Origin of the sequence: Streptosporangium longisporum, assembly GCF_039534895.1 — a bacterium.
In the GTDB taxonomy this organism is placed as follows: Bacteria; Actinomycetota; Actinomycetes; order Streptosporangiales; family Streptosporangiaceae; genus Streptosporangium; species Streptosporangium longisporum.
The window spans coordinates 80,244-105,475 of sequence record NZ_BAAAWD010000017.1; the positions used below are offsets into that span (position 1 = coordinate 80,244).

A 25,232-nucleotide genomic window follows, 5' to 3' on the forward strand; every position below is an offset into this window, starting at 1 on the left:
TCCTATTCGGCGTCGCCGACGGTGGTCATGGCCGACCTCTCCTCGTCCCCCAGTCTCCCGCCCCGGTTCTGGTCGGCCTCCACGATGATGCGGACGGCCTCGTCGACGTCGTCGGTGACGTGGATCAGGTCCACGTCCGCCGGGGAGATCTTGCCGGTCTCCACCAGGGTCTTCTTCATCCAGTCGATCAGGCCGCCCCAGAACTCCGTCCCCATCAGCACCACGGGGAACGAGGTGACCTTCCTGGTCTGGACCAGGGTGAGGGCCTCGAAGAGCTCGTCCAGGGTGCCGAACCCGCCGGGCAGCGTGACGAACCCGCAGGAGTACTTCACGAACATGGTCTTGCGGACGAAGAAGTAGCGGAACTCGATACCGAGGTCGACGTACTCGTTCATGCTCTGCTCGAAGGGGAGCTCGATGCCCAGGCCGACCGAGACGCCGTCGGCCTCGACGGCCCCCTTGTTCGCGGCCTCCATGCAGCCGGGGCCGCCACCGGTGATCACGGCGTAGCCGGCCTGGGAGAGTTTCCGGCCGAGCTCGACGCCCATCTCGTACTCGGGGGTGCCCGCGGGGGTGCGGGCGGAGCCGAAGACGGTCACCGCCTGGGGGAGTTCGGCGAGCTGGCCGAAGCCCTCCACGAACTCGGCCTGGATGCGCAGGACCCGCCACGGGTCCATGTGCAGCCAGTCGGCGGGGCCCCTCCTGTCGAGAAGCCGCTGGTCGTGGGTGGAATCGGAGACGAGGTCGCCACGGACCACGGCGGCCCCCTGACGGCGCTCGGGACGTTTTTTCTTCATGCCGGTCACCGTACTGCCGCCTCCGGTGCCACCCTTGGAAAAATCTTGAAAAATCTCCATGAAAACGTGGAACCGGATTTTGAGCGGTGCACGTCTAACTGCCGAGGGTGCTGCTCGGGACTGAAAGTGGCTTTCCCCGCCAAATGGCCGGCGAGGAAAGCCACTTTCATTGTGTCCGGGGTCCTTCCGATCCCGCCGGGCGGGATCCCGGCCGGGACGCCCGGCTCGGGACGGTCACCGGCCACCGGGACCCGCCGACCGGGATCACCGCTCAGGACGGCCGGGCACCCCGCTCGGGACCTGCCGATCGGTGCCGTCCCTCAGGACAGCCAGTCGAGCATCCTGCGCTCGCAGTCGGCGATCTTCTCCAGCGCGACGAACTCCCCCCGCTGGTGGGCCAGGTTCGGGTCCCCGGGGCCGTAGTTGACCGCGGGCACGCCGAGACCGGAGAAGAGCGAGACGTCGGTCCAGCCGAGCTTGGCCCTCGGCGTGCCGCCGACCGCGTCGACGAAGGCCGCCGCCACCGGATGGGTCAGGCCGGGCCTGGCCGCGGCGGCACCGTCGGTGAAGCGGACCTCGAACCCGTCGAACACCTCGCTCACGTGCTCGCGGGCGGCCTCCAGCGACAGGTCCGGGGCGAACCGGTAGTTCACGGTCACCACGCACTCGTCGGGGATCACGTTGCCCGCGACGCCCCCGCCGATCCCCACCGCGTTCAGGCCCTCGTGGAACTCCAGCCCGTCGACCACCGGCCTCCTGGCCCGGTACGCGTTCAGGACGGCGAGCACCGGCTCGGCGGCGTGGATCGCGTTGACCCCGAACCAGGACCTGGCGCTGTGCGCCCGCTTGCCCCGGGTGACGACCTGCGCCCGGAGCGTTCCCTGGCAGCCGCCCTCGATCATGCCGTCGGTGGGCTCCATGAGCACCGCGAAGTCCCCGGCGAGCAGGTCCGGGCGCGTGCGGCTGAGCCGGAGCAGCCCGTTGCGCTCGGCCTCGATCTCCTCGCAGTCGTAGAAGACGTACGTCACGTCCCTGCACGGCTCCGGGAGCGCGGCGGCCAGCTTCAGCGCCACCGCGACGCCGGACTTCATGTCCGCGGTGCCGCACCCGTACAGCAGGCCGTCCTCCACCCGGGAGGGCAGGTTGCCCGCGACCGGAACGGTGTCCAGGTGCCCGGCGATCACCACCCGCTCGGCGCGGCCCAGGCCGGTGCGGGCCACGACCGACTCTCCGTCGCGCTCGACCGTCAGGTGCGGCAGCGGGCGCAGCGCCTCCTCCACGGCGTCGGCGAGCGCCTTCTCGTCGCCGCTGACCGACTCGACGTCCACGATCCGGGCGGTGAGCTCTCCGACATCCTGCGTGAGGTCCAGACGCGTGCTCATGCCCGCGACCCTATCCGTGTCCGTGGCCGTGCAGGATCCGTCCCAGCTCGGCCCGGCCGGGCCTGTGGCCCTCCTCCAGGCGCTCCAGCAGCAGGACGCAGCGCAGGCCGAACGCGCCGCCGGTGAACTCGCGGTTCCGGATGCCCCCGGCCGCCACCCACCGGTCGGGAACGTGGCCCCGGTCCACCTCCTCGCCGGTGCGCACGTCCACGATCGGGGTCGAGCCTGACAGGATCGTCCCGGCCCCGATCACGGCGCCCCGGCCGACCCGGGCCCCCTCGGAGATCACCGCCCGGCCGCCGATCAGCGCCCCGTCCTCGACGACCACGGGCGCCACCGCGGGCCGCTCCGCGAGGACCTCGGGGTCCTCCGCGCCGTCCCGGCAGGCGGCCTCCCCCACGCCGACCCCCGCGGACAGGTGGACGTTCTTGCCGATCTGCGCGCACGAGCCGATCGAGACCCACGTCTCCACCGTGCTGCCCTCGTCGACGTGGGCGCCGATGTCGACGAACGAGGGCATCAGCACGACGCCCGGCGCCAGGTAGGCGCCCCAGCGGGCGATGGCCCCGGGCACCACGCGCACCCCGTCCACCGCGGTCTTGAGCGGGACGCGGTCGCGGTGGTGGAAGTCGCCCACCTGGGACCTGGCCAGGCCGAGGACCCGGAACGCCAGGGCGACGGCCCGCCGGGCACGCTCGTCCACGACCACCTCGCCGGTCCTGGAGACCGAGGCCACCCGGGCCTTCCCGCTGTCGAGCATGTCGACCGCGCTCACCACGACGGCGCGGGCCTGGCCGTCGGCCGGGCTGAGCTCGTCCCGGCGCCACCACAGCTCGTCGACGGCCGCGGGCAGCGGGCTGGCATCGGTCTGGGTCATGGCCCGGAGCTTAGTGTTCGCGACCTTGTGACAGACCGGGCAATCGCTGGGGACCTGTAGGTTCTTGACCGTGCAACGGCCGTTCTCAAAAGGGGTCATCGCGATCGTCGTGATCGTCGTCGTGCTCGTGGTGATCGTCACCGCGGGCCTGTTCCTCCTGTTCAGGAGGACACCACTGGTCGATCTCGGTGAGGGGTGCAAGGTCACGACCCCGTCGGCCTCGCTGGACCTGAACATCGAGCAGGCGCAGGTGGCCGCGGTCATCGCGGCCGTGGCGGCCCGCAGGAGGCTGCCCGAGCGGGCCGTCGTGATCGCGTACGCCACCGCGATCCAGGAGTCCAAGCTGCAGAACCTCTCGGGCGGCGACCGCGACTCGGTCGGGGCGTTCCAGCAGCGGCCCTCGCAGGGGTGGGGTAGGCCCGACCAGCTCATCGACCCCGTCTACTCCGCCGGGAAGTTCTTCTCCGCGCTGGTGAAGGTGAAGGGCTACCGGAAGATGCCGCTGCACGAGGCGGCCCAGGCGGTGCAGCGCTCCGCCGACGGGTCGGCGTACGCCCAGCACGAGGAGGACGGGAAGATCCTGGCCGCGGCGTTCACCGGACGCGTCCCCGGGGCCGTGCACTGCTGGTTCCCGACCCCCGACGGCACGACGCCGCCACCGCCCGACACCGAGGAGGCGGCGCGCAGGCTCGGCCGGGCACTCGGGCCCGGGACGGCGTTCGAGGCGCCCTCGCGCGGCCGTGGCTGGCTGATGGCCGGCTGGGCGGTCGCCCACGCCAAGGAGTTCGGGCTCGCCAGGGTCGGCTACGACGGCCGCACGTGGGTGTCGGCCGACGGGCACGACGGCTGGAAGGCCGACTCCCGGTTCACCGCCGGCAAGGTGCGGCTCTTCTGAGTCCCGGGCTCGCGAACGTCTCTCCGCCCGGGGTCCGGAGCCTGTGCCGGCTTCGAGCCCCAGGCCCATGGGCACCTCCGGCCAGGGGCCTGGACCCGCACCCGCCCGGCTCCCCCGGGCGGCCACGGCACCCGGGGGAGCCGGGCCGGTCAGCCCTTCTGCCCCTTCTCGATGCTGATCGTGCCGGGGGCGAGCGGCTGTGCGTAGGAGGAGGTCCAGGGCTGGCCCTGGAGGCGCTCGAAGCTGAGCAGGCGGCCGTCGGCGGCCCGGTAGTCGGCGAAGTCCAGCAGGCCCCGCTCGGGCATCGACGTCACCCCCTCACCGCGGAAGGCGGCGGTCCCCCGGTCGACCGGGAAGAAGTCGACGCCCTCGACGCTCAGCGTGGCCTTGGCGGGGATCATCCCCTCGGCCGGCACCGGCGTCCACAGCAGCACCTCCAGGTGCGGCGGCTCGCCCGCGCTGCCGGAGCGCATCTCGATCGAGAGCCACTGGTAGCGGCGGGTGCCGTCGTCGAGCAGGTACTCGGTCCACTGGTTTCCCTGCCATGACAGGTACAGCGCGCCGAGGACGCGGCTGCGCACTCCCTGGCACTCGATGGTGTCGCCGACCTTGATCGTACGAGGGTCGGGGTAGTCGATGCCGACGCGGCCCGCGGTCGGCGCGGGCAGCGGCGGCGCGGTCTCGACCGGGGTGGGGGGTGTCTCGCCGGGAGCCTCCGGAGCATGACCGTTCCTGTCCTGGCGGGTCGTCGTGAAGAACGCGACGAGCAGCAGGACGATCGTGGCGACGCTCAGGCCGAGTATCACGGCGACCGCAGGGGTCATGCCGCGCGATCCTACTGGAGGCGGCGCACCGCCGCACTGATGCGTTCGTCACTCGCCGTCACGGCGATCCTGACGTGCCGCTCACCGGCACGGCCGTAGAAGTCACCCGGAGCCACCAGGATCCCCCGCCCGGCCAGGGCCCGGACCTGCTCCCAGCAGCCCGTCCCGTCGGAGGCCCACAGGTACAGGCCCGCGGTGGAGTGCTCGATCTTCCAGCCGGCCGACTCCAGGGCGGGACGGAGCGCGGCGCGACGGGCGGCGTAGCGGGACCGCTGCTCCTCGGCGTGCTCGTCGTCGTCGAGGGCTGCGGTCATGGCCGCCTGGACCGGCGCCGGCATGATCATGCCGGCGTGCTTGCGCACCTCCAGCAGCCGCGCGATCAGCGCGGGGTCCCCCGCGGCGAACCCGGCCCGGTAACCGGCCAGGTTGGAGCGCTTGGAGAGCGAGTGCACGGCGATCAGGCCCTCGTGCGAGCCGCCGCAGACGTCCGGGTGCAGGATCGAGACCGGCCGTTCCTCCCAGCCCAGCTCGATGTAGCACTCGTCGGAGGCCACGACCGCGCCGCGCTCGCGCGCCCACGCGACGACCTTTCGCAGGTGCTCGGCGGGCAGGACCTTTCCGGTCGGGTTGGACGGGGAGTTCACCCAGACCAGCGGCACCCGCTCGGGCCCGAGCGCGAGCAGCCCGTCGGTGGCGTACGGCTCGGCGTGCGCCAGGCGCGCTCCCACGTCGTAGGTGGGGTACGCCAGCTCGGGGAAGATCACCCGCTCGCCGGGCCGGACACCGAGAAGGGTCGGCAGCCAGGCCACGAACTCCTTGGAGCCGATCAGCGGCAGCACGTTCGCCTGGTCCAGCAGCACGCCGTGCCTGCGGCGCAGCCATCCGGCCGCGGCCGAGCGCAGGCGCTCGGTGCCGTAGGTCAGCGGGTACCCGGGGCTGTCGGAGGCGTCCGCGAGGGCCTGGCGCACGACGGCGGGCACCGGGTCGACGGGGGTGCCGACCGACAGGTCGACGATTCCGCCGGGGGTGCGCCGCCGCCTGCTCCTTGAACGGGACGAGCCGGTCCCAGGGGAAGTCCGGCAGGCCGGTCACCGCGACCTCACCGGGGTGTCCGGGGCGTCCAGGGCGTCCGGGGCCTCCGGGGCGGGGAACCGGCCGGGAATGGCGTACATCGGGATCAGCCGTCGTCTCTCGCTGGATCGGGTCGTGAGCGGTGGCGTGTGTAGGGACCGGCCGACGGGCCGGGCCGGTGGCGCGTGCCGGAGGGGAAGCGCGTTCACCCCCTCCGGCACGGCCACTAGTGGCTCTCGGCCTGCGGGGGCAGGGCCGCGACGACGGGGTGGTCCTTCTCGATCTTGCCGACCTTGGAGGCGCCGCCCGGCGATCCCAGGTCCTCGAAGAAGTCCACGTTCGCTTTGTAGAAGTCCTTCCACTGCTCGGGGAGGTCGTCCTCGTAGAAGATCGCCTCTACCGGGCAGACGGGCTCGCACGCGCCGCAGTCGACGCATTCGTCGGGGTGGATGTAGAGCATGCGCTCACCCTCGTAGATGCAATCGACGGGGCACTCCTCGATGCACGCCTTGTCCAGGACGTCCACGCAAGGCTGCGCGATGACGTAGGTCACCTCGGGCTCCTTCTTCTTTACGCACCTAGGCACGACTTCGACCGCGGGTTGCTAAGCCCTAGTATTGCCGTGCCTGCCACATGTCTGAAACGCGAGGGGGCAAAAGTCGATGGCCCCTGGTTTCAGTGCTCGCCTGAACGTCACCCTAACCTCATCCGACGTGGGCAAAAGGGTCACCACCCGCAGACGGGTGCCCGAGGGGTTCCGCGACGCCGTGGGTGAGCTGGAGTTCTGGCGCGACGGGGTGCTGGGCGTGCGCAAGCGTGACGGCACCCTGGTGGAGATCGCCGAGGAGACGCTCGCCGCGGCGAAGGTGGTCCCGGACCCGCCGCGCGGCCGGACCTCCGAAGGGCCCCCCGGGTAAGCCGCTCGCCAAGACACGTGTAAGCCGTGCGATGGGAAGGGCCGCGCCGCTCGACCTCGCAGGCCGGGACGGACAGTATTCGGCCCGTGACCCTACGTACCAGATGTGCCGGCACCTGCGCCGTGATCCTCGCGACCGTGATCGCCGGATGTGGCGCCCCGGCCACCCAGAACGCCCAGCTCCCGCCGATCGACGCCCAGGCGGCCTCCATGAGGGAGGGGTTCTCCACGATGGAGCGCCTCGTGGAGGCGGCCAAGAAGGAGGGCACGCTCAGGGTGATCGCGCTGCCCCGCGACTGGGTGAACTACGGCGAGATCATCGACACCTTCGGCGACGAGTACGGGATCAAGGTCGAGCAGCTGGAGCCACAGGCGAACAGCGCCCGGGAGATCGAGGCCGCCGACCGGCTCAAGCCCGACGTCTTCGACCTCGGCATGGACGTCGCGGTGGCCAAGGCCGAGATGTTCGCCCCCTACCGGGTCCAGAACTGGCACGACATCCCCGACCACCTCAAGGACCACCGGGGGGCCTGGTACGCCGCGTACGGCGGCTACATGTCGATCGGGTACGACCCCGCCAAGGTGGCGACCCCGGCCTCCTTCACCGACCTGCTCAAGCCGGGGCTCAGCGTCTCGCTGCCCGGCGATCCCCGGGAGGTCTCGGCCGCCTTCAACGGGGTGATGGCCGCCTCGCTCCTGGACGGTGAGGCGCGGGCGGAGCGGGGCGTGGACTTCTTCCAGCGTCTCAAGAGCGCGGGCAACCTCTCGTCCGCCCCCAAGGCGGCCTCGGTCGTCGTCGACTGGGACTACCACAACGCCGAGCGGGCGGCCACCGGGAAGGGGTGGAAGGTCGCGGTCCCCAAGGACGCCGTCCTCGGCGCGTACTACATCCAGGCCATCAACAAGAAGGCCCCGCACCCGGCCGCGGCCCGGCTCTGGCAGGAGTTCCTCTTCTCCGACCGGGGTCAGAACCTCTTCCTCAAGGGCTACGCCCGCCCGGTCCGGATGGAGGCCCTGGAGATGCGCGGCACCCTGGACAGGGAGCTGGCCGCCAAGCTCCCGCCGGTCAAGGCCAGGCCCGTGGTCCTCACGGTTCCGGAGATCGACCGGGCCCGCGCCTATCTCCAGCGGGAGTGGGCCAGGAAGGTGAGATGAGCGGGGCTGGTGGGACTGATGGGTCAAGGTCGCCCAGAGGCTCTAAAGTGTCTGGAGAGTACCGATAAGAGGCCTTGACGTCTCAGAATGAGAGCTGATCGTCTTGCGATACGACACCCCGGGTTTGATGAGGTGGAACGCTCGCACCCACGACAACGGCTTCGGATACGTCTCGGCGCACGGCGCTCCCCTGGTGGACCTGCTCGACCCGCAGCCGGGGGAACGCATCGTGGATCTCGGCTGCGGCACGGGGACGCTGACGGCCGAGATCACCTCCCGGGGCGCGTACGTCCTGGGGGTCGACGGATCACCGGCGATGATCGAGAAGGCCAGGGCGGAGTACCCGGGGCTGGACTTCGTCGTCGCCGACGGCGGTGACTTCACCGTCTCCCGGCCCTACGACGCGGTCTTCTCCGACGCCGCGCTGCACTGGATGGGCCGGGAGCCGGACGCGGTGATCGCGGGCGTCCGCGAGGCCCTGACGCCGGGCGGCCGGTTCGTGGCCGAGATGGGCGGCGCGGGCAACTGCGCCGCGCTGACGGCCGCGCTGTCCACCGCCTGGCGGGAGTACGGGCTGCGCGAGCCCGACCTGCCGTGGTACTTCCCCACGCCCGCCGAGTACGCCTCGCGGCTGGAGAAGGGCGGCTTCGTCGTCCGCCTCCTGGAATACTTCGACCGGCCGACCCGGCTCGACGAGTGCCCGGGCGGCGCCGCCGACTGGGTGCGGATGTTCGCGCGTCCGCTGCTGCAGGAGGTGCCCGCGGAGACGGTCGATCCGCTGCTCCGCCGGGTGAACGAGCTGGCCGCCCCCGCCCTGCGGCGGGAGACCGGCTGGATGGCCGACTACGTACGGCTGAGGTTCGCGGCCGTACGCCGCTGAACCGACTCTATGCGCCGGGGCGATTTGCCAGACTATGGTCTGTTCCATGAGTCTCGTTCCCCGGCCACACGGAGTGTCTCGGGCGGCTTGAGGGGCTGGTGAAGGGAACGGATGAACTTCTGTCTGAGTGACCTCGTGCCGCCGCTGCGCTGGAGCGACGCGGCCACGATCCCACTTCTGCGCGACCAGCCCGACCTACCGGACGCTTGGTGGCGGAGCCTGCCGATCGCCCGGGTGCTCGCCGTGCTGGGCCCGGAGCGGCTGGCGGAGATCCTGACCGAGCTCGCCCTCAAGCACTGGCCCGCCGCCGCCGTGGGCGACGTGCTCCCCGCCCTGCACGTGCTGGACCCCGAGGACGCGGACGAGCCGTGCACGGCCATCGCCCTCGACCGCGCCGGGTCCTGGCCGGGACTGCTCGCGCTGACCGGCCACGACCTGCGCGACCAGCCGTTCATCCAGCCGGTCCCGCTGCTGCACACCCTCTTCGCGGCGGTCCTCACCCGCCTGACGGCCTCCGCCCCCGCGACTCCCCTGAGCTCCGCGAGGTCCGTGGGCTCCGTGGGCTCCGTGGACTCGGTGAGGTCCGCGGGCTCCGTGGACCCGGCGAGTTCTGTGGACCCGTTGGACTCGGTGGTTTCGGCGAGTCCCGCCGCTCCGGCGAACCTCGCGGTCACGGCGGGTCCCGCGGTCCCGATGAGCCCTCCGGTTCCGGTGGCCCAGGCGCCCGCGGCCCCGGTTCCCGGTGCTCCGGTCGCCTCCTCCCCGGACATCGCGGACGTCCAAGAGGTCCAGGAGGTCCAGGAGGTCCCGGCGTCGCCGGAGGGTGGGGATGACCGGGCGGCCTCCGACGTCTCACGGGCCCCGGAGAGCCGGACGGCCGTGGAGACCCGGGCCGTGGAGGGCCCGAAGGTCGAGGCGATCCCGGACGCCCCGGAGGCCCCGGAGGTCGCGGACACCCCGCAACCTCCGGACACCCCGGACACCCCGGACGCTTCAGAGATCCCGGACACCCCCGACAGCGTGAACACCCCGGAACCTCCGGACGCCTCGCAGGTTCCGGACGCCCCGGAGATCCGGACGGCCTCGGAGGCCTCCGAGGCCGTCCCGCACGGGGCCGAGGCCGCGCCGGCCGCCGAGGCTCTCCGGGACCGCCGGGCGGAGGAGGCCGAGGAGGACGCCGCGCCCGGGTCCCTCTTCCGGCCCGCCGCGGCCAGAAGGAGCCGCGCCGAGGCCGGTTCCGTGACGGAGCACGAGGATCCGGACGGAACGCGGGACGCCCCCGAGGACCAGCCCGAGGACCAGGCCCACGACCGTCTCCAGGACCGTGCGGACGACCCGGCCCAGAACCAGGCGGACGACCCGGCCCGGAACCAGGCGGACGATCAGGCCGGGGACGAGGCCGAGAGTCAGGCCCACGACCCGGCCGAGAGCCGGGCCGACGGCGATCTCGTCCCCGATGTCGTACCGCACCTTTCGCGGGACGCGTCCGAGCCCGGCGACGAGGCGTCCGGGCCGGTCCCCGGCGGCGAGCCCGAGTCGCGGGCGGCGAGCCTGCACGCGCTGGTCGACGGTGTCTTCGCCGACGCCGAGGACAGGCGCTGGGCCGTGGCCCAGAACAGGCTGTTCAGCGACGTCCCGGCGACCGTGGAGGCGCTGGCCAAGCTGTTCGCCGTGTCGCCGGACGTGATCCGCGACCTGGAGACGGACCTGCGCCGCGAGCTGGCCGAGTGGATCGCCTCCGACGAGGCCGCCCCGTACCGGGAGCACCTGGAGAGCGTGAAGGACCTTCTCGGCAAGGCCGCTCCCCGGGAGCGGCTGATCAACGCCGCCGACTGGCACACCCGGGAGCTGCGCTCGCTCGACGTACCGGCCTGGCAGTTCGTGCTGGCCTCCCTGCCCGAGTACCACGTGGTCGACGAGTGGCTGGTGGAGGGCGACATCACCGAGCTGCGGCACCGTACCCGCGACATGATCAGCGCCGCCACGCCCCCGCTGACCATCAACAAGGCCCTCGACATGGTCTCCTCCCTGGGCATCCACCCGGAGGTGTCCAAGGAGTGGCTGGAGAACGTCCCGCAGCTGCGCATCCTCGGCGCGGGCGAGCGGCCCCCGCAGCGCGGCGGCGCCCCCTCGCTGACCGTGGAGAAGCCCGGCGACGGCGCGGGCGACCGGCTCGGCGACGGCGGTGCCGAGGGACGGAACGGCGGCGGTGCCGACGGGCAGAAGGCCGGGGAACCGGCGAAGGCCCCGTTCCGCCCGCTGAAGGACGTCTCGCTGACCCGGCGCTGCTTCCGGCAGCCCGACGGCCGCTGGTGGCTGAGGATCGACGTCACCGCCGACCACCTGCGGGGAGCCGAGTGCCCGCTGCCCAGCGGGTTCGCCGCCTACCTCGGGATGGCGCCCGGTGTCGGCCGTACGGTCAGCAGCGCGGTCGGCGAGCTGGCCCTCAACTGGCAGGACAGGCCCGTCCTGGAGTCGCTCGGCACGCTGCTCGCGGACGTGGGCGCCAAGGAGGGCAGCCACCTGTTCCTGACCCTGTCGGACGAGGGGGTCCTGCGCGCCAGGCACCTGCCGGCCGCGGGGGACGAGGTGGAGACGACCGCGCGGGCGTTGCGGCTGGTCGGCTACACCGCGGCGGGCGGAACCCCGGAGCAGGCCGTACGGGTCATCGCCACCCGGGTCGGCATGGGCGGTCCCGCGGCCCTGCCCGACCTCCTCACCCGGTTACGAGAACGCGGGGACCGCGATCTCCTGGCGCTCCTGGCCTGATCCGTGCCCCGCCTCGCCCTCTCCCCCGAGTTCCCGGCCGGACTCGCCGCCCTGGCCCGGCCGGTGCGGCGCGACGTCGTGGTGTCGGCGCGCAGGTTCCTGCAGAACGTGGCGGGCGCACCGCATCCCGAGCGGGTCAGGGGGGCCAGGGACCCCAGGGTGGCGACCCTGAGGCTGGCCGACCGGCACCGGGGCGTCGTGGTCAGGCAGCGGGACGTCTACTGGCTGCTGACCGTGCTCCCGGACGCCGAGGCGTGGGCGTACGCGCAGCGCCACCGGTTCGGCGTCAACACCGCGCTCGGCGTGGTGGAGATGTGGGACGCCGAGGCGCTGGACCGGGTCAGGCCCGCGGTGCGCAGGGCCGCCGAGGCGACCACGTCCCGGCTGTTCTCCGACATCTGCGACAGCGACCTGGCCGAGCTGGGCGTCGACGGCCGGTTCCTGCCGCTGGTGCGGCAGATCACCGACCAGCTCACCCTGGAGGCCCTGGAACCGCTGCTGCCGCCCACGCAGTACGAGCCGCTGGCCGCGCTCGCCCGGGGCGAGTCGATGGCCGGGGCCTGGCGGGAGCTGGAGAACTGCCGCGCGGTCGCCCCCGGCCCCGAGCCGGTCAACCCCGAGGACTTCGGCGCCGCGCTGCTGCGCAGCCCGGACCGGGCCGTCTTCACCCCGCACCCGCGCGAGCTGAACCGGGTGCTGGAGGCGCCCGGCTGGTGCGTGTTCCTCTACCCGCCCCAGCACCGCATGGCCTACCGGGACTCCTACCCGCAGCCGACGCTGGTCACCGGGGGCGCGGGCACCGGCAAGACCCTCGTCGCCCTGCACCGGGCCGCCCACCTGGCCTCCCGCGCCACCGGCCAGGTCCTGCTGGTCACCTTCTCCCAGGGGCTGAGCGCCGACCTCGCGGCCCGGCTGGACGTCCTGATCGAGGACGAGGTGATCCGCAAGCGGGTCGAGGTCGGCAACGTCGACCGGCTGGCCCACCGCATCGTGGCCGAGGCCGAGGGACGGCCGCCCTCGCTGGTCGGCGGCGCCGAGCTGACCGCGCTCTGGGAGGAGACCGCGACCGGTCACAGCCCGGCGTTCCTGCTGCGCGAGTGGGAGCAGGTGGTACTGGCGCAGAACCTGCGGACCCTGGAGGAGTACCTGGAGGCTCCCCGCCCGGGACGCAGCGTCGAGCTGTCGCGGCGGGAGCGGGCCGTCGTGTGGGACGCGGTCGGGCACGTCACCGAGCAGTTGCGGCGGCGCGGCAGGCGGACCCTGCTCCAGCTGGCCTCCGAGGCGTCGACGCTGCTCGGCCGGACGACCGGGGACCTGCTGGAGGAGACCGAGCCGGTTAGGGAGCCGTACCGGCACATCGTGGTGGACGAGGCGCAGGACCTGCACCCGGCGCAGTGGCGGCTGCTGCGGGCGGCGGTGCCGCACGCCCCCGACGACCTGTTCGTCGTGGGCGACCCGCACCAGCGCATCTTCGACACCCGGGTGACGCTCGGAGCCGTCGGCATCGACGCGATCCAGCAGCGCCTGCGGGTGTCGTACCGGCTCCCGCGAGAGATCCTGTCGTGGGGGGTCCGGCTGCGCGGGGGCGGTCCCGCCGACGGGCTCGTCAAGGGTGTGCAGGAGCTTTACGGGTTCCGGGGGGTCCGGTACGGGCCGCGGCCGACGGTCCGCGCCTACGATTCTCCACGGGATGAGCTGACGGGGCTGGTGGCACAGGTGGGACAGTGGGTGGACGAGGGTGTGCCTCCGGAGGAGATAGCGGTGGCCGCCAGGACCTCCGGCCTCGTGCGCGACGCACGGGCCGCCCTGCGTGAACTGGGAGTACGGGTGACGACACTGCACGGCATGAAGGGCCTGGAGTTCCGGCGGGTCGCGGTGATCGGCGTGAGCGACGGGACCGTGCCCGACCCCGCCGCCCTGACCCCCGTCGGCGAGGACCCGGCCGCCAGGGCACACGACCTCCAGCGGGAACGCGGGCTGCTGTACGTGGCCTGCACCCGGGCCAGAGAACTTCTCTACGTATCCCACTCCGGGCGGGCCAGTCCCTTCCTTCCCACCTGATCACATAGTCTCTGAACTGCGGATATATTCCCCTTTGCCGGTTGGACCTCAATGAACCTCAGCCTGAGCGACATCGCGCCACCCCTGCGCTGGACCTCCCCCGGCCAGGTAGCGCCGATCGCCACCGACCCCCGCCTCCCCGAGGCGTGGTGGCAGGCGCTTCCGCTCGACCGGGCCTGTTCCACCATCGGGACCTCCGAGGTCGCCGGACGCCTGACCGACCTCGCCCTGGCCTGCTGGGGCCACCTGATGCTCGGCGACGTCCTTCCGCTGCTCAGGTTCGCCGACCCGGCCGCCAGCGTCCGCACCCCCGAGGGGCTCGGCCGCGAGACCGTGCACAAGCTGTTCACCGGCGTGCTGGAGCGGTTGCTCGAACCGGTCACCGAGGAGAGCGTCGCCAGGATCCGCCCGTCCCGGCCCGACCGTCCGCTGCCCGAGCTGATCGACGAGGTCTTCGCCACCCTGGACGAGCGGCAGCGGGCCATCGCCAGGGACCGGCTGTACGCCTCCCAGCGGGCCACGCTCGACGACCTGGCCCAGCGGTTCTCGGTCACCCGGGAGCGCATCCGGCAGATCGAGCGCGATCTGCGCGACCACGTCGAGGCCTGGCTCGCCAAGGAGGACGCGGCACCGCTGATCGGGCACGTCTCGTGGCTGCGGGGACGGCTGGGCTCGGCCGTGCCCGCCGACGACCTGGCCGCGGCGGTGCCCTGGCACCGCAGTGACCTCGCCACCCTGGGCATCCCCGCCTGGCGGTTCGTCCGCACCCTGCTGTCCGGCTACGAGCAGGTGGACGGCTGGCTGGTCGCCGGGGGCGCCGACGAGCTCAGGGAGAAGACCCGGCAGCTGTTCACCGACGGGCCCCGCCCGCTGGACGAGGCCGTCACGCTGGCCAGCCAGCTCGGCATCCGCGAGGACGTGGCCGAGCGCTGGCTCATCGCGGTCCCGCAGCTGCGGGTTCTGGACGGCCACGTGGTGCCCTGGCCGCGCAGCGTGAACGACAAGGCCGAGGCGGTGCTCGCGGTGGCGGGCGCCCCGCTGAGCCCCGAGGAGATCCAGGAGCGCATCGGCGAGGACTACAGCCTCGTCGGCATCCGCAACCAGCTCACCGCCGACGACCGGTTCCTGCGGGTCGACCGGAACAAGTACGGGCTGACGCGCTGGGGCGGCGAGCAGTACCTGGGCATCCGGGAGATGATCGTCAGGGAGATCGAACGGTCCAACGGCGAGGCCTCGGTCAACACGATCGTCACCAGCCTCACAGGCCGCTACGACGTGAGCGAGAGCTCGGTCCGCGCGTACGCGGGCGGCCCCGGCTTCGAGCGCACACAGCGGGGCTGGATCCGGGTGGCCGGGGCCGAGCAGGCCGAGTACCAGCCGCGCCGCGACGTCTCGGAGACCCGGCGCTGCTTCCGCAGCCGCGACGGGCGCTGGTGGCACCGGGTGGACGTCAACGCCGAGCACCTGCGCGGCTCGGGATCCCCGCTGCCGACCGGTTTCGCCGCCCACCTCGGCATGGCCCCCGGCGGCCAGCTGACCGCCTCCACCCCCTCGGGCGACGTGGTGATCAGCTGGCACAACCAGCCGACCATGGGCTCCATCCGGCCCGTCCTGGTCGCCGCCAACGCCTCCGAGGGCGACCACGTGTTCCTGACGGTCTCCGACGGCGGCGAGCTGCTGACCCGCTACCTGCCGGCCGCATCGCCGACCCTGCCCGCCCTGAACCGGGGACTGCACCTGATCGGCTACACCGCGCCGGTGGCCTCCGAGGCCGAGGGCCTGCGCCTGATCGGCGCCCGCATCGGCCTGCCGGACGGCTGCACCCGCGAGGAGGTCATCACCCGCCTCCGCGACCGCGGCGACCGGGACATCCTCACCTTCCTCGAGGGGTGAAGCCGTGCTCATGGCGTCCGCTCCGCGAACGCGGACCCGGGCGCCACACGGCCATGCCTTCCCTCGTCAGGCGAAATCGCTCGTACCTCACGATCCCGCCCCCTCGGTCCAGGCACGGCCGCGCCCGGGTCGGGGTGCCGCGTAGGCTCGACGCATGTTGCGCCTGTATGACACGCGGAATCGCCGGATCGAGCAGATCGTGCCGGAGGGGAGCCGTTCCCTGCGGATGTACAGCTGCGGCCCGACCGTCTACAGGTCGGCCCATGTCGGCAACCTCCGGTCGTACCTGCTGTCGGATCTGATCAGGCGGGTCAGCGAGCGGCAGCGGGTCCGGGTGGTGGCCTGCCGCAACATCACCGACGTCGGTCACCTGGTGGACGACGCCGAGATCGACTCCTCGGGCGAGGACAAGGTGCTCGCCCAGGCGCGGGCCGAGGGGCGCAGCCCTCTGGAGATCGCGCGGTTCTACGAGGCGTCCTTCCTGGCGGACACGACCGCGCTGAACATCCGCCCGCCCGACCACTCGCCCCGGACGAGCGAGACCATCGACCTGATGGTCGAGATGATCGCCAAGCTGATCGAGAAGGGGCACGCGTACGCGGTGCCCGACGGATCGGTCTTCTTCGACGCGACCTCCTTCCCGACGTACGGGGAGATCTCCGGCAACCGGCTCGACCAGCTGCGGCCCGCGCACCGGATCGAGGGCGTCGACCCGCGCAAGCGGTTCCACGCCGACTGGGCACTGTGGAAGCCCTCGGAGGGGGAGCCGACCTGGGAGACCCCGTGGGGCCGTGGTTTCCCCGGCTGGCACATCGAGTGCTCGGCCATGTCGCTGCGCTACCTGGGCGAGCACATCGACGTGCACACCGGCGGCATCGACCTGCGCTTCCCGCACCACGAGGACGAGCGTGCCCAGTCCGACGCCACCGCCGGGCACGAGGTGGTACGGCACTGGGTGCACGGCGAGCACCTGCTCTTCGACGGGCGCAAGATGTCGAAGTCCACCGGCAACGTGGTCCTGCTCAAGGACGTGGCAGAGGCCGGGCTGGACCCGCTGGCCGTGCGGCTGGCGCTGCTGGAGCACCGTCACCGCCAGCAGATGAACCTCACCTGGGACACCCTGCGGGCCGCCGACAGGACCCTGCGGCGCTGGCGCGGCCTGGTGGCCCAGTGGTCGGAGTCCCCGAGCGGCCCGATGCCCGCCGACCAGGTCTCCCGGATCGAGGCCGCCTTCGACGACGATCTCGACACCCCGCTGGCGCTGCGGCTCCTGCGCGAGCTGGAGCGCGACGGGTCGGTGGCCCCCGGCTCCCGCTTCGAGGCGTTCCTGCACCTCGACCAGATCCTCGCCCTGGACCTGTCCATCGACATCGGCAGGACCAGGAGCCTCCCTGCGGGCGCCGCCGAGCTGCTGGAGCAGCGCTCGCGGGCCCGCGACGCCAGGGACTGGGCCGCCTCCGACCGGCTCCGCGACGAGCTGGCCGCCCTCGGCGTGCGGGTCACCGACACCCCGGAGGGCCAGACCTGGGCCTGACGGCCTGACGGTCCCGGACGACCGTCCCGGGACCGCGAAGACCGGGACCGCGGAGACCGGAAACCCGAAACCGCGGAACCCGGGACCATGGAACCCGGGACCATGGAACCCGGGACCGCGGGCCCGGGACCGCGGGCCCGGGACCGCGGGCCCGGAAAGGGCGTCGCCCCGCCCGGAAGGGGGGAAAGCAGCAGATCACTCGTAATGTCGGTCGCGACCGGTAGCGTCCGGCCCATGAGTGAGAGCACCGTCGCCGTACGACCCGGCACGATCGCGGATCTGGACGAGATCGTCGCCTGCAGTTCGGCGCTGTTCGCCGAGGACGCGGGCACCCGCGATCCCGCCCTGAACGTGAACTGGCCGAAGGAGCACGGCCGGGCCCGTTTCGCCGACGCGCTGGAGGACCCGAGCCGGCTGGTGATGGTCGCCGAGGACGGCGACCGGATCGTCGGCCACCTGACCGGCGCGCTGTCCGAGCCCACCCCGATGCGGCCGGTCACCGTCGCGACCCTGGGCAGCATGTACGTCCAGCCGCCCTACCGGGACCGCGGGATCGGCACCAGGCTCGTGGAGGAGTTCAGGCGGTGGGCCCGCATGCACGGCGCCCGCTACGCCGGGGTGACGGCCTACGCGAGCAACGAGGGCGCCGTCCGCTTCTACCGGAAGAACGGTTTCGCGGTGCAGTCCACGGTCCTGGAGACGGTGCTGTAGGTGGTGCGGGGGCCCGGAACGGCCCTGGAGCGGTCCCGGAACGGTCCCGGGCCGATGCCGGTGCCGTAATGGGACGGGGCGGCGATACGACCGTGATCGATGGGTGTTCAATGACCGGGTGACGAATATCGCGCCCACCGGGACCCAGCACACCATCGCGGCCGACGGCTTCGAGGCCGTCATCACCGAGCTCGGGGCCGGCCTCAGGAGCCTCACCCAGGACGGCAGGCCGCTCGTCGTCGACTTCCCCGCCGACCGGCCCCCGGTCGGCGGGGCGGGGCTGCCCCTGATCCCCTGGCCGAACAGGATCGAGGACGGCCGCTACACCTTCGACGGCGAGGAGCGGCAGCTCGCGCTGAGCGAGCCCAAGACGGGCAACGCGATCCACGGCTTCTCCCGGACGTTCCCCTGGCGGGTCCTGTCCCGTGACGAGTCCTCGATCCGGATGGGGCTGCGGCTGTTCCCCCAGCTCGGCTACCCGCACATCCTGGACCTCTCCATCCGGTACGCGCTGAGCGCCACCGGGCTGGAGGTGGAGATCGAGGCGGAGAACGTCGGTGCCACCGACGCGCCGTACGGCTTCGGAGCCCACCCCTACCTGACCCTCGGTGCCCCGGGCACCTCCGTCCCCCTCGACGAGGCCGTGCTGGAGCTGCCCGCCGCCCAGTGGATCGCGGTGAACGAGCGGAAGATCCCCACCGGCCGCAAGGACGTCAAGGGGACCGAGTACGACTTCCGGACCGCCCGCCCGATCGGCGGGACCGAGCTCGACACCGCGTTCACCGACCTGGAGCGCGGCGACGACGGGCTGGTGCGGGTCAGGCTGACCTCCGGCGACGGAACCGACGGGACCGGCGGGGTCCAGCTCTGGGCGGGCGAGGGGATCGAGTGGCTCCAGCTCTACACCGGTGACACCCTGCCCGAGGAGCACCGCAGGCAGGGGCTGGCGGTGGAGCCGATGAGCTGCCCGCCGAACGCCTTCGCCACCGGTGAGGACGTCGTCCGGCTGGCCCCCGGCGGCCGTGCCGTGCACCGCTGGGGGATCGGCCCGGCCTGACGGCCGCCGCGAGAACCCCGCGCGGCGCCCTCCTGGGCGCTCCTGGCCGGGTCCGGCCCGAGGGCCTCGATCCCCGTGGCCCGGCCCGGCCAGGGCGACGGTGTGGCGGACGGCGCCGTCGGCCACGACGCCGGACCGGCCGTTCGAGACGGCCGGGGTGTCGACCAGGCCGGCGGCCGAACGTCTCATGCCCGCATCTTCGTCAATGATCATCATGCCGGGACGGCGGGGGTGGTGCCACACTTGCGGGACCATGCCGTCTAGGAGGTTTTCGTGAGGTTCCGCCCATATGCCCGGCTCCCCCGCGCGCTCAGGTGGCCCGCGCGGGTGCTCACCGTTCTGCTGGTGCTGGGCCTGGCGCTCGCCGGTGCCGGGGTGTGGGGCGTGCGGGCCTCGTTCCCGCAGCTCGGTGGTGAGCTCACCGTGGACGGCCTCACCGCCAAGGTCACCGTGTACCGCGACGGGACCGGCATCCCGCACATCTACGCCGACTCCCCCGACGACCTGTTCACGGCCCAGGGGTACGTGCACGCGCAGGACCGTTTCTTCGAGATGGACTTCCGCCGTCACGTGACCGCCGGCCGGCTGTCGGAGATGTTCGGCGCGGCGACGCTGACCGAGGACAGGGTCATCCGGACCATGGGCTGGCGTCGGGTGGCCGAGAAGGAGCTGCCCCTGCTCGACGAGCGGACCAGGCGCTACCTGAACGCCTACGCGGCCGGGGTGAACGCCTGGATGCGGCAGAGCGGCGGCTTCGCCGACCGGAGCCTGGAGTACGTGCTGCTGCGGGCGACCAGCCCGGACTACCGCCCCGAGCCGTGGACCCCGGTCGACTCGCTGGCCTGGCTCAAGGCCATGGCCTGGGACCTGCGTTCCAACATGAGCAGCGAGATCGGCCGCGCGCTCGCGGCGAGCAGGCTGCCGCGCGGGCGGGTGGAACAGCTCTGGCCCGACTACCCGTACGGCACCAACCCGCCGATCGTCACCCGGGGCTCGCTCGGCGGGCGCGGGTTCGACCAGAACGCCGAGCCCGGGGCCAGGACCACCGAGCCGCCCCGGCGGCCGGGCGAGCGGGCCCCGGAACCGACCCAGGGCCCGGCCGAGCGGGCCCCCGAACCGACCCTGCGGCCGGACGCGCCACCGGACGGCCGGGTCGCGGGCGCCAGGACCCCCGTCGGAACCCCTGCCGGGACCTCCGGGACCCCCGTCGGGACCCCCGGGACCTCCTCCGGGGCTCCCGTCAGGACGACGGACGAACCGGCGGACGACCCTGCGGACGGGCCTGCGGACGAGCCTGCGGACGGGCGGGCACCGGACGTGACGGAGGCCGGGGCGCTGGCCCGGGCGGCCGCGGCCGTGCGCGCGGTGCCGAGCCTGATGGGCGACCCTTCGGGCGGCTCCGGCATCGGCTCCAACTCCTGGGTGGTCGGCGGTGGGCACACCAGGTCCGGCAAGCCGCTGCTGGCCAACGACCCCCACCTGTCGGCGGGGATGCCCTCGGTCTGGTACCAGGCCGGGCTGCACTGCCGGATCAAGAACGCCGAGTGCCCGTTCGACGTCACCGGATTCACCTTCTCCGGCGTGCCGGGGGTGATCATCGGCCACAACGACAGGGTCGCCTGGGGCTTCACCAACCTCGGCCCCGACGTGGCCGACCTCTACCTGGAGCGGACCAGGGAGGACTCCTACCTGTTCATGGGCGACTGGAAGCCGATGGCCACCAGGGTCGAGACGATCAAGGTGGCGGGTGGCGCCGACATCCGGCTCACGGTGCGCGACACCATGCACGGGCCGATCATCTCCGACGTCATGAAGGACGCCGAGGGCACGCTGCCCGGCATGGGCACGGTCCTCGGGCAGGAGGCCGACGCGGTCGCGCTCCAGTGGACCGCCCTGGAACCGGGCAGGACCGCCGACTCGATCTTCGCGTTGAACACCGCGCAGGACTGGCAGCAGTTCAGGAGGGCGGCGAGCGGGTTCGAGGTGCCCGCGCAGAACCTGGTCTACGCCGACACCGCGGGCAACATCGGCTACCAGGCCCCCGGCCGCATCCCGGTACGGACCCGCGGCGACGGCACCTGGCCGGTTCCGGGCTGGACCGGCGAGTACGCCTGGCGGTCGACGATCCCCTTCGCCGAGCTGCCCAGCGTCTACAACCCGCCGGAGGGCTACATCGTCACCGCGAACAACGCGGTCGCCGACCCGGACCGCTACCCGCACCTCCTCACCAGGGACTGGGCCTACGGGTACCGCTCCCGGCGCATCCTGGACCGCCTGGGCCGGGCGGTGAAGGAGGGCAAGGTGGACGTCGCGGCGATGAGCGCGCTGCAGCAGGACGACCACAACGGCTTCGCCCGCTTCCTGGTGCCCAGGCTGACGGCCGTCGAGGTGGCCGGGCCCGCCCGGGACGCCCTCGCGCTGCTGCGCGGGTGGGACCACTCGCAGGGCGCGGGCTCGGCACCGGCCATGTACTTCAACGCCGTCTGGCGCCACCTGCTCATCGAGACCTTCAACGACGACCTGCCCGAGGGCGCCCGGCCCGACGGCGGCGACCGCTGGTTCGAGGTCGTACGGGCCATGCTGGAGCGGCCGGACGACGCGTTCTGGGACGACCGGGCCACCCCGCGCGCCGAGACCCGCGACGACATGCTGCGCCGGGCGATGGCCGCGGCCTACGACGAGCTGACCGCCGAGCTCGGCCCGGACCCCGGGGACTGGCGCTGGGGCGACCTGCACTCGCTGGAACTCGTCCACCAGACCTTCGGCACCTCGGGGATCGGCCCGATCGAGTGGCTCTTCAACCGCGGGCCGTTCCCGGTGGCCGGCGGTGACGACGCGGTCAACGCCGCAGGCTGGGACGTGCAGGAGGACTACACGGTGGGCTGGCTGCCGTCCATGCGGATGGTCGTGGACCTGGCGGACCTGGACGGGTCCCGCTGGATCAACCTGACCGGCGCCTCCGGGCACGCCTTCCACGACAACTACTGGGACCAGGCCCCGCTGTGGGCGGACGGACGGACCGTCCCGATGCTCTCCCGCGCGGAGTCGATCAAGAAGGCGGCCGTCCACACGCTGGTCCTCACCCCCTGAGGGCGGGCCCGGGCACCCGCCGGGGGTGCCCGGGCGCCGCGGCTCAGGGGGTCAGCACGCGGGACTCGCCGATCGCCAGGTCCCACAGGTCGGCGCGGTCCCGCCCGGCCGCCTCCCAGGCCGCGCGGGCCTCCAGCACCGGCGCCAGCAGCGGCTCGCCGGACAGCACGAACGTCCCCCCAGTGCATGGTCGCCATCCGGCGCGCGCCCACGTCCGCGCACGCCCGTACGGCCTGCTCGGGGTCGACGTGCGCGGCCTTCATGAACCAGCGGGGCTCGAACGCGCCCACCGGCATCAGGGCCAGGTCGATGCCGTCCGGGTAGCGGGCCCCGATCTGGGCGAAGCGCTCGCCGTAGGCGGTGTCCCCGGCGAAGTAGATCGTCCGGTCGTCGCAGGCGATCACCCAGCCGCCCCAGAGCGTCCGGCAGGTGTCCCAGACCGACCGGCGGCTCCAGTGGTGGGACGGGACGAAGTCGAACCGGACGCCGCCGATCCGGGCGCTCTCCCACCAGTCGAGCTCGGTGACGTCGCGGAACCCGCGCCTGGTGAACCAGGACCGCAGCCCGGCCGGGACCAGGACGGGCGTGTCGCGCGGCAGCCGCCGTACGGTCGGCGCGTCCAGGTGGTCGTAGTGGTTGTGGCTGATCACCACGGCGTCGATCCGGGGCAGGTCCGCCCAGGCGACGCCGGGCGGGGTGAGGCGGGGGCGGACGCCCGGGATCTTCCTCGCCCACACCGGGTCGGTCAGGACGGTCAGCCCGCCGATCTGCACCACGTACGTCGCGTGTCCCACCCAGGTGACGACCGCGTCGGTCCCGGCCGGGCGGGGAAGCCCGTCCCGGTGGACCGGGATGAGGTCGGCGTCCCCGACGCCGGGCCGGAGCGTGCCGTGCCAGGCGACCGCCAGCAGTTCCCGGAACGTGGGGATCGGCGAGGTCAGCCGGTCCTTGAAGCCACCCGGCCAGGTCCGCTGCGGCGCGGGCGACCGGGCCGGCCGCAGCGGGGGCGCCGGGCGGGTGCGTGCCGTCCCCGCGGCGAACCGGGCCGACCAGCCGGAACGCCGGCGCGGCACGACAGGGGGGACGGGCTCCTCGGCGACGTGTGAGGCGGTCTCGGGGTGGGATGTCGGCGACATGGGCGGCCCCCTTCGGTCATCGTCGGCTCACCCCCTGTTGATCCCCTCACACGGGGATTCATTCCTTTTGCGGGGATCCGCTCTGAACACCCCGGGACCACCAGGGCGATCTGCGGGCGTAGTTGCCGTCCTCCAGGTTCGCCAGCCGCTCGAAGACGTTCCAGGACGCCTGGTTCCCGCAGATCAGGATGGAGGCCACCACCGCGAGGAGGTAGAGCGGGAGCATCGGCAGGCCCACGCAGAGCATGTACTGGGAGGCGTGCCGGTCCTCGTGCCGCAGCAGGGCCTCGGTGAGGTACCCCTCCTCGTGCCGGGTCAGCACCACGTTCCCCACGGTGAAGGCCGAGGCGATCGGGAACCGGAAGCGATAGCCGTACGCGAGGATCAGCCCGTCCGGTCCCGGGGCCGGCCGGGCGCGGCCGAGGCGCGCCACCAGCAGCCCCGTGGGCGTCGACAGGTTGATGTAGTTGAGTGTTCGCCGTACCCGGTGGAACCGTCGCATATCGGGATTGTGCGCCATCCGGATGTCCCGCGGTAGCGCCGTCGCGCCACGGAGCCCTTCCCCGGCCCAGGAGACGGCTCAGGAGACGGCGGGAGCGCCCGGCGGGGCGGGTGCGGGCGGCGCAGGGGGCGGCAGGGGCGGGGCGGAGGGGTCGGGCGGGGTGGACGCGCCGGGGGCGGCGGACGGGCGGGGCCCGTACCCGTGCTGGGTGAGCAGCCAGGATCCGCCCCCGGCCGACGGCGCCAGCAGCACCCCGGCCGCGATCGCGATCAGGCCGCCGTAGAGGTAGACGTAGCCAGCCACGTCGTCGGCGATGACCAGGTCGCCCTCGGGCCGTCCGGCGGCCCAGATCACGGTGATCAGCGTCCAGCCCGCCGCGAACGCCAGGGACACCGACTTGCCGCGCGCCATCCGGCCCGCCCCGTAGGAGATCGCGAACAGCAGGACGACGCAGCCGAGGGCGGAGACGGGGACGGCCCCGACCGACCAGGAGTGCTGGAAACCGCAGAGCAGGCCCACCAGGAACCCGAGTACGGCGAGCACCGCGCAGGCCGCCACGGTGACGACCGTCTCCGAGGGGCTGCGCACCACCGGCACCTGCTCCATCACAAGCACCGAGGCTAGTGGATACCGGCGAAGAGGTCGTCCTCGCGGTCGTACGGCTCGCCGAGCCCTCCCGTCTCGACGGGCGCTCCGGCTCCCGGGGGGCCCGGCACGCCTGAGGCCAGGACGAAGTGCTCGATCCCCAGCACCTCCTGGCCGACGGCGTTGGACAGGGCGTACCAGGGCGGGACCACGCTGATCTGGGTGGCGTGCGCCCGCATCGCGTCGATCTTCCGGCCGAGGTGGGCGCGGGCGTCGATCTCGGTGGTCACCTCCTCGTCCGCGCAGCCGAACGGCAGGTCCTCGACCGGCTCGGCCAGGAAGGGCGTGTCGCTGTCGCGCAGGGCCTCCGCGCTCCTGCACAGCACCGACCGGGGAACGGCGGTGTGGTAAAACTTGGCGACCCGCCACGGCCCCGTCCCGCCGGGTGCCGCGACCTCCCCGGGTGCCGCGCCACCGCCGGAGACGGGATTCTCCCCGGAGGCGGGTGGCTCATCAGAGGCGAGGGCCGGAACCAACGCCGGGACGAACGCCGGGTCTGCGGCCAGCTCGACGGCGCGCCGGGAGACGCGGTGGGCCTGGATGTGGTCGGGGTGGCCGTAGAAGCCGTTCTCGTCGTAGGTGACCAGGACCTGCGGCCGGACCTCGCGGATGATCGCGGCCAGCTCGCCCGCGGCCTCGTCCAGGTCGGCCCGCCAGAAGGCGTTCGCCCGGTCGTTGGAGGCGACGCCCATCATGCCGGAGTCGCGCCAGCGGCCCGCCCCGCCCAGGAACCTGTGGTCGGTGACGCCGAGCGCCGCGCAGGCCGCGGCGAGCTCCCCCACCCGGTACGGGCCCAGGGCGTCGTCCCGGTCGGCGGCCAGGTGGGCCAGCTCCGCGGGGATGACCTCCCCCTCCTCGCCGAGGGTGCAGGTCACCAGCGTGACGTGCACCCCCTCGGCGGCGTACCTGGCCATGGTCGCCCCGGTGCCGATGGTCTCGTCGTCCGGGTGGGCGTGCACGAGCATCAGGCGCCGATCCGTCAGCCGCTCCGTCATGGGTCGAGGGTACCGACGCCGATTTCACCCGACATATCGGGA

Annotated in this window: 20 protein-coding genes and 1 pseudogene; 11 read left to right on the forward strand and 10 right to left on the reverse strand. The window is 72.9% G+C overall.

Annotated elements, in window-relative coordinates; all coding sequences use genetic code 11:
• Positions 1-2: 2 nt before the first annotated feature.
• From ABD832_RS31225 to ABD832_RS31235, 3 genes are all read right to left on the reverse strand, one after another.
• The gene (locus ABD832_RS31225; protein WP_344902408.1) at positions 3-797 is read right to left on the reverse strand and encodes an LOG family protein; all 795 of its coding nucleotides are present in this window, start codon (positions 795-797) and stop codon (positions 3-5) included.
• 320 nt (positions 798-1,117) lie between these two features.
• The gene (dapE, locus tag ABD832_RS31230; protein ID WP_344902411.1) at positions 1,118-2,179 is read right to left on the reverse strand and encodes a succinyl-diaminopimelate desuccinylase; all 1,062 of its coding nucleotides are present in this window, start codon (positions 2,177-2,179) and stop codon (positions 1,118-1,120) included.
• A 10-nt stretch (positions 2,180-2,189) separates the two neighbouring features.
• Complete coding sequence (locus ABD832_RS31235) at positions 2,190-3,056, reverse strand: 2,3,4,5-tetrahydropyridine-2,6-dicarboxylate N-succinyltransferase (protein WP_344902414.1); 867 nt, start codon at positions 3,054-3,056, stop codon at positions 2,190-2,192.
• Positions 3,057-3,126: 70 nt separating this feature from the next.
• Between ABD832_RS31235 and ABD832_RS31240 the strand changes: the two genes are divergently transcribed.
• Positions 3,127-3,951, forward strand: a complete 825-nt coding sequence (locus ABD832_RS31240; RefSeq protein WP_344902417.1) for a hypothetical protein — start codon at positions 3,127-3,129, stop codon at positions 3,949-3,951.
• A gap of 149 nt (positions 3,952-4,100) precedes the next feature.
• On the opposite strand, the gene ABD832_RS31245 is transcribed toward ABD832_RS31240, so the two are convergent.
• The 3 genes and pseudogenes from ABD832_RS31245 to fdxA form a co-directional block, all read right to left on the reverse strand.
• Entirely contained in the window at positions 4,101-4,775 is a 675-nt protein-coding gene (locus ABD832_RS31245) for a DUF4178 domain-containing protein (RefSeq protein WP_344902420.1), read from the reverse strand.
• Between the two features lie 11 nt (positions 4,776-4,786).
• Positions 4,787-5,867: pseudogene (gene dapC, locus ABD832_RS31250) on the reverse strand (succinyldiaminopimelate transaminase).
• A gap of 205 nt (positions 5,868-6,072) precedes the next feature.
• A complete protein-coding gene (gene fdxA, locus ABD832_RS31255) occupies positions 6,073-6,399 on the reverse strand; it encodes a ferredoxin (protein WP_344902423.1) in 327 nt (108 codons plus the stop codon).
• A 160-nt stretch (positions 6,400-6,559) separates the two neighbouring features.
• Here fdxA and ABD832_RS31260 point away from each other — a divergent pair, with 160 nt between their 5' ends.
• From ABD832_RS31260 to ABD832_RS31305, 10 genes are all read left to right on the forward strand, one after another.
• Positions 6,560-6,763 carry a putative acetyltransferase gene (locus tag ABD832_RS31260; protein WP_344902426.1) on the forward strand — a complete coding sequence of 68 codons (204 nt, stop codon included), beginning with the start codon at positions 6,560-6,562 and terminating at the stop codon, positions 6,761-6,763.
• 86 nt (positions 6,764-6,849) lie between these two features.
• Positions 6,850-7,917, forward strand: a complete 1,068-nt coding sequence (locus tag ABD832_RS31265; protein WP_344902429.1) for an ABC transporter substrate-binding protein — start codon at positions 6,850-6,852, stop codon at positions 7,915-7,917.
• A 127-nt stretch (positions 7,918-8,044) separates the two neighbouring features.
• On the forward strand, positions 8,045-8,797 hold the full coding sequence (locus ABD832_RS31270; RefSeq protein ID WP_344902432.1) for a class I SAM-dependent methyltransferase: 753 nt from the start codon (positions 8,045-8,047) through the stop codon (positions 8,795-8,797).
• A gap of 111 nt (positions 8,798-8,908) precedes the next feature.
• Positions 8,909-11,566, forward strand: coding sequence for a hypothetical protein (locus ABD832_RS31275; RefSeq protein WP_344902435.1), 2,658 nt, complete (start codon positions 8,909-8,911; stop codon positions 11,564-11,566).
• A 3-nt stretch (positions 11,567-11,569) separates the two neighbouring features.
• A complete protein-coding gene (locus tag ABD832_RS31280; protein WP_344902438.1) occupies positions 11,570-13,627 on the forward strand; it encodes a UvrD-helicase domain-containing protein in 2,058 nt (685 codons plus the stop codon).
• Positions 13,628-13,678: 51 nt separating this feature from the next.
• Positions 13,679-15,520, forward strand: coding sequence for a sigma factor-like helix-turn-helix DNA-binding protein (locus ABD832_RS31285; RefSeq protein WP_344902441.1), 1,842 nt, complete (start codon positions 13,679-13,681; stop codon positions 15,518-15,520).
• Positions 15,521-15,674: 154 nt separating this feature from the next.
• On the forward strand, positions 15,675-17,054 hold the full coding sequence (cysS, locus tag ABD832_RS31290; protein WP_344902444.1) for a cysteine--tRNA ligase: 1,380 nt from the start codon (positions 15,675-15,677) through the stop codon (positions 17,052-17,054).
• Positions 17,055-17,288: 234 nt separating this feature from the next.
• Positions 17,289-17,765 (forward strand): GNAT family N-acetyltransferase, encoded by a 477-nt coding sequence (locus ABD832_RS31295; RefSeq protein WP_344902447.1) that lies wholly within the window; start codon positions 17,289-17,291, stop codon positions 17,763-17,765.
• A gap of 118 nt (positions 17,766-17,883) precedes the next feature.
• Positions 17,884-18,822, forward strand: a complete 939-nt coding sequence (locus ABD832_RS31300) for an aldose 1-epimerase family protein (protein ID WP_344902450.1) — start codon at positions 17,884-17,886, stop codon at positions 18,820-18,822.
• A gap of 273 nt (positions 18,823-19,095) precedes the next feature.
• Positions 19,096-21,912 carry a penicillin acylase family protein gene (locus tag ABD832_RS31305; protein ID WP_344902453.1) on the forward strand — a complete coding sequence of 939 codons (2,817 nt, stop codon included), beginning with the start codon at positions 19,096-19,098 and terminating at the stop codon, positions 21,910-21,912.
• On the opposite strand, the gene ABD832_RS31310 is transcribed toward ABD832_RS31305, so the two are convergent.
• The 4 genes from ABD832_RS31310 to mshB form a co-directional block, all read right to left on the reverse strand.
• Positions 21,804-23,048 (reverse strand): MBL fold metallo-hydrolase, encoded by a 1,245-nt coding sequence (locus tag ABD832_RS31310; RefSeq protein WP_344902456.1) that lies wholly within the window; start codon positions 23,046-23,048, stop codon positions 21,804-21,806. The two genes, ABD832_RS31305 and ABD832_RS31310, sit on opposite strands and share 109 nt — an antisense overlap.
• A gap of 58 nt (positions 23,049-23,106) precedes the next feature.
• A complete protein-coding gene (locus tag ABD832_RS31315) occupies positions 23,107-23,550 on the reverse strand; it encodes a hypothetical protein (protein ID WP_344902459.1) in 444 nt (147 codons plus the stop codon).
• A 78-nt stretch (positions 23,551-23,628) separates the two neighbouring features.
• A complete protein-coding gene (locus ABD832_RS31320; RefSeq protein ID WP_344902689.1) occupies positions 23,629-24,156 on the reverse strand; it encodes a DUF6113 family protein in 528 nt (175 codons plus the stop codon).
• 14 nt (positions 24,157-24,170) lie between these two features.
• Complete coding sequence (mshB, locus tag ABD832_RS31325) at positions 24,171-25,178, reverse strand: N-acetyl-1-D-myo-inositol-2-amino-2-deoxy-alpha-D-glucopyranoside deacetylase (RefSeq protein ID WP_344902692.1); 1,008 nt, start codon at positions 25,176-25,178, stop codon at positions 24,171-24,173.
• Positions 25,179-25,232 lie beyond the last annotated feature (54 nt).

Excerpts from the sequence above, each read along its gene's own strand:
- ABD832_RS31225 (WP_344902408.1), bottom strand. The coding sequence starts at position 797 with ATGAAGAAAAAACGTCCCGAGCGCCGTCAGGGGGCCGCCGTGGTCCGT.
- dapE (WP_344902411.1), bottom strand. The coding sequence starts at position 2,179 with ATGAGCACGCGTCTGGACCTCACGCAGGATGTCGGAGAGCTCACCGCC.
- ABD832_RS31235 (WP_344902414.1), bottom strand. The coding sequence starts at position 3,056 with ATGACCCAGACCGATGCCAGCCCGCTGCCCGCGGCCGTCGACGAGCTG.
- ABD832_RS31245 (WP_344902420.1), bottom strand. The coding sequence starts at position 4,775 with ATGACCCCTGCGGTCGCCGTGATACTCGGCCTGAGCGTCGCCACGATC.
- ABD832_RS31270 (WP_344902432.1), top strand. The coding sequence starts at position 8,045 with ATGAGGTGGAACGCTCGCACCCACGACAACGGCTTCGGATACGTCTCG.
- ABD832_RS31275 (WP_344902435.1), top strand. The coding sequence starts at position 8,909 with ATGAACTTCTGTCTGAGTGACCTCGTGCCGCCGCTGCGCTGGAGCGAC.
- ABD832_RS31285 (WP_344902441.1), top strand. The coding sequence starts at position 13,679 with ATGAACCTCAGCCTGAGCGACATCGCGCCACCCCTGCGCTGGACCTCC.
- cysS (WP_344902444.1), top strand. The coding sequence starts at position 15,675 with ATGTTGCGCCTGTATGACACGCGGAATCGCCGGATCGAGCAGATCGTG.
- ABD832_RS31295 (WP_344902447.1), top strand. The coding sequence starts at position 17,289 with ATGAGTGAGAGCACCGTCGCCGTACGACCCGGCACGATCGCGGATCTG.
- ABD832_RS31310 (WP_344902456.1), bottom strand. The coding sequence starts at position 23,048 with ATGTCGCCGACATCCCACCCCGAGACCGCCTCACACGTCGCCGAGGAG.
- ABD832_RS31315 (WP_344902459.1), bottom strand. The coding sequence starts at position 23,550 with ATGCGACGGTTCCACCGGGTACGGCGAACACTCAACTACATCAACCTG.
- ABD832_RS31320 (WP_344902689.1), bottom strand. The coding sequence starts at position 24,156 with ATGGAGCAGGTGCCGGTGGTGCGCAGCCCCTCGGAGACGGTCGTCACC.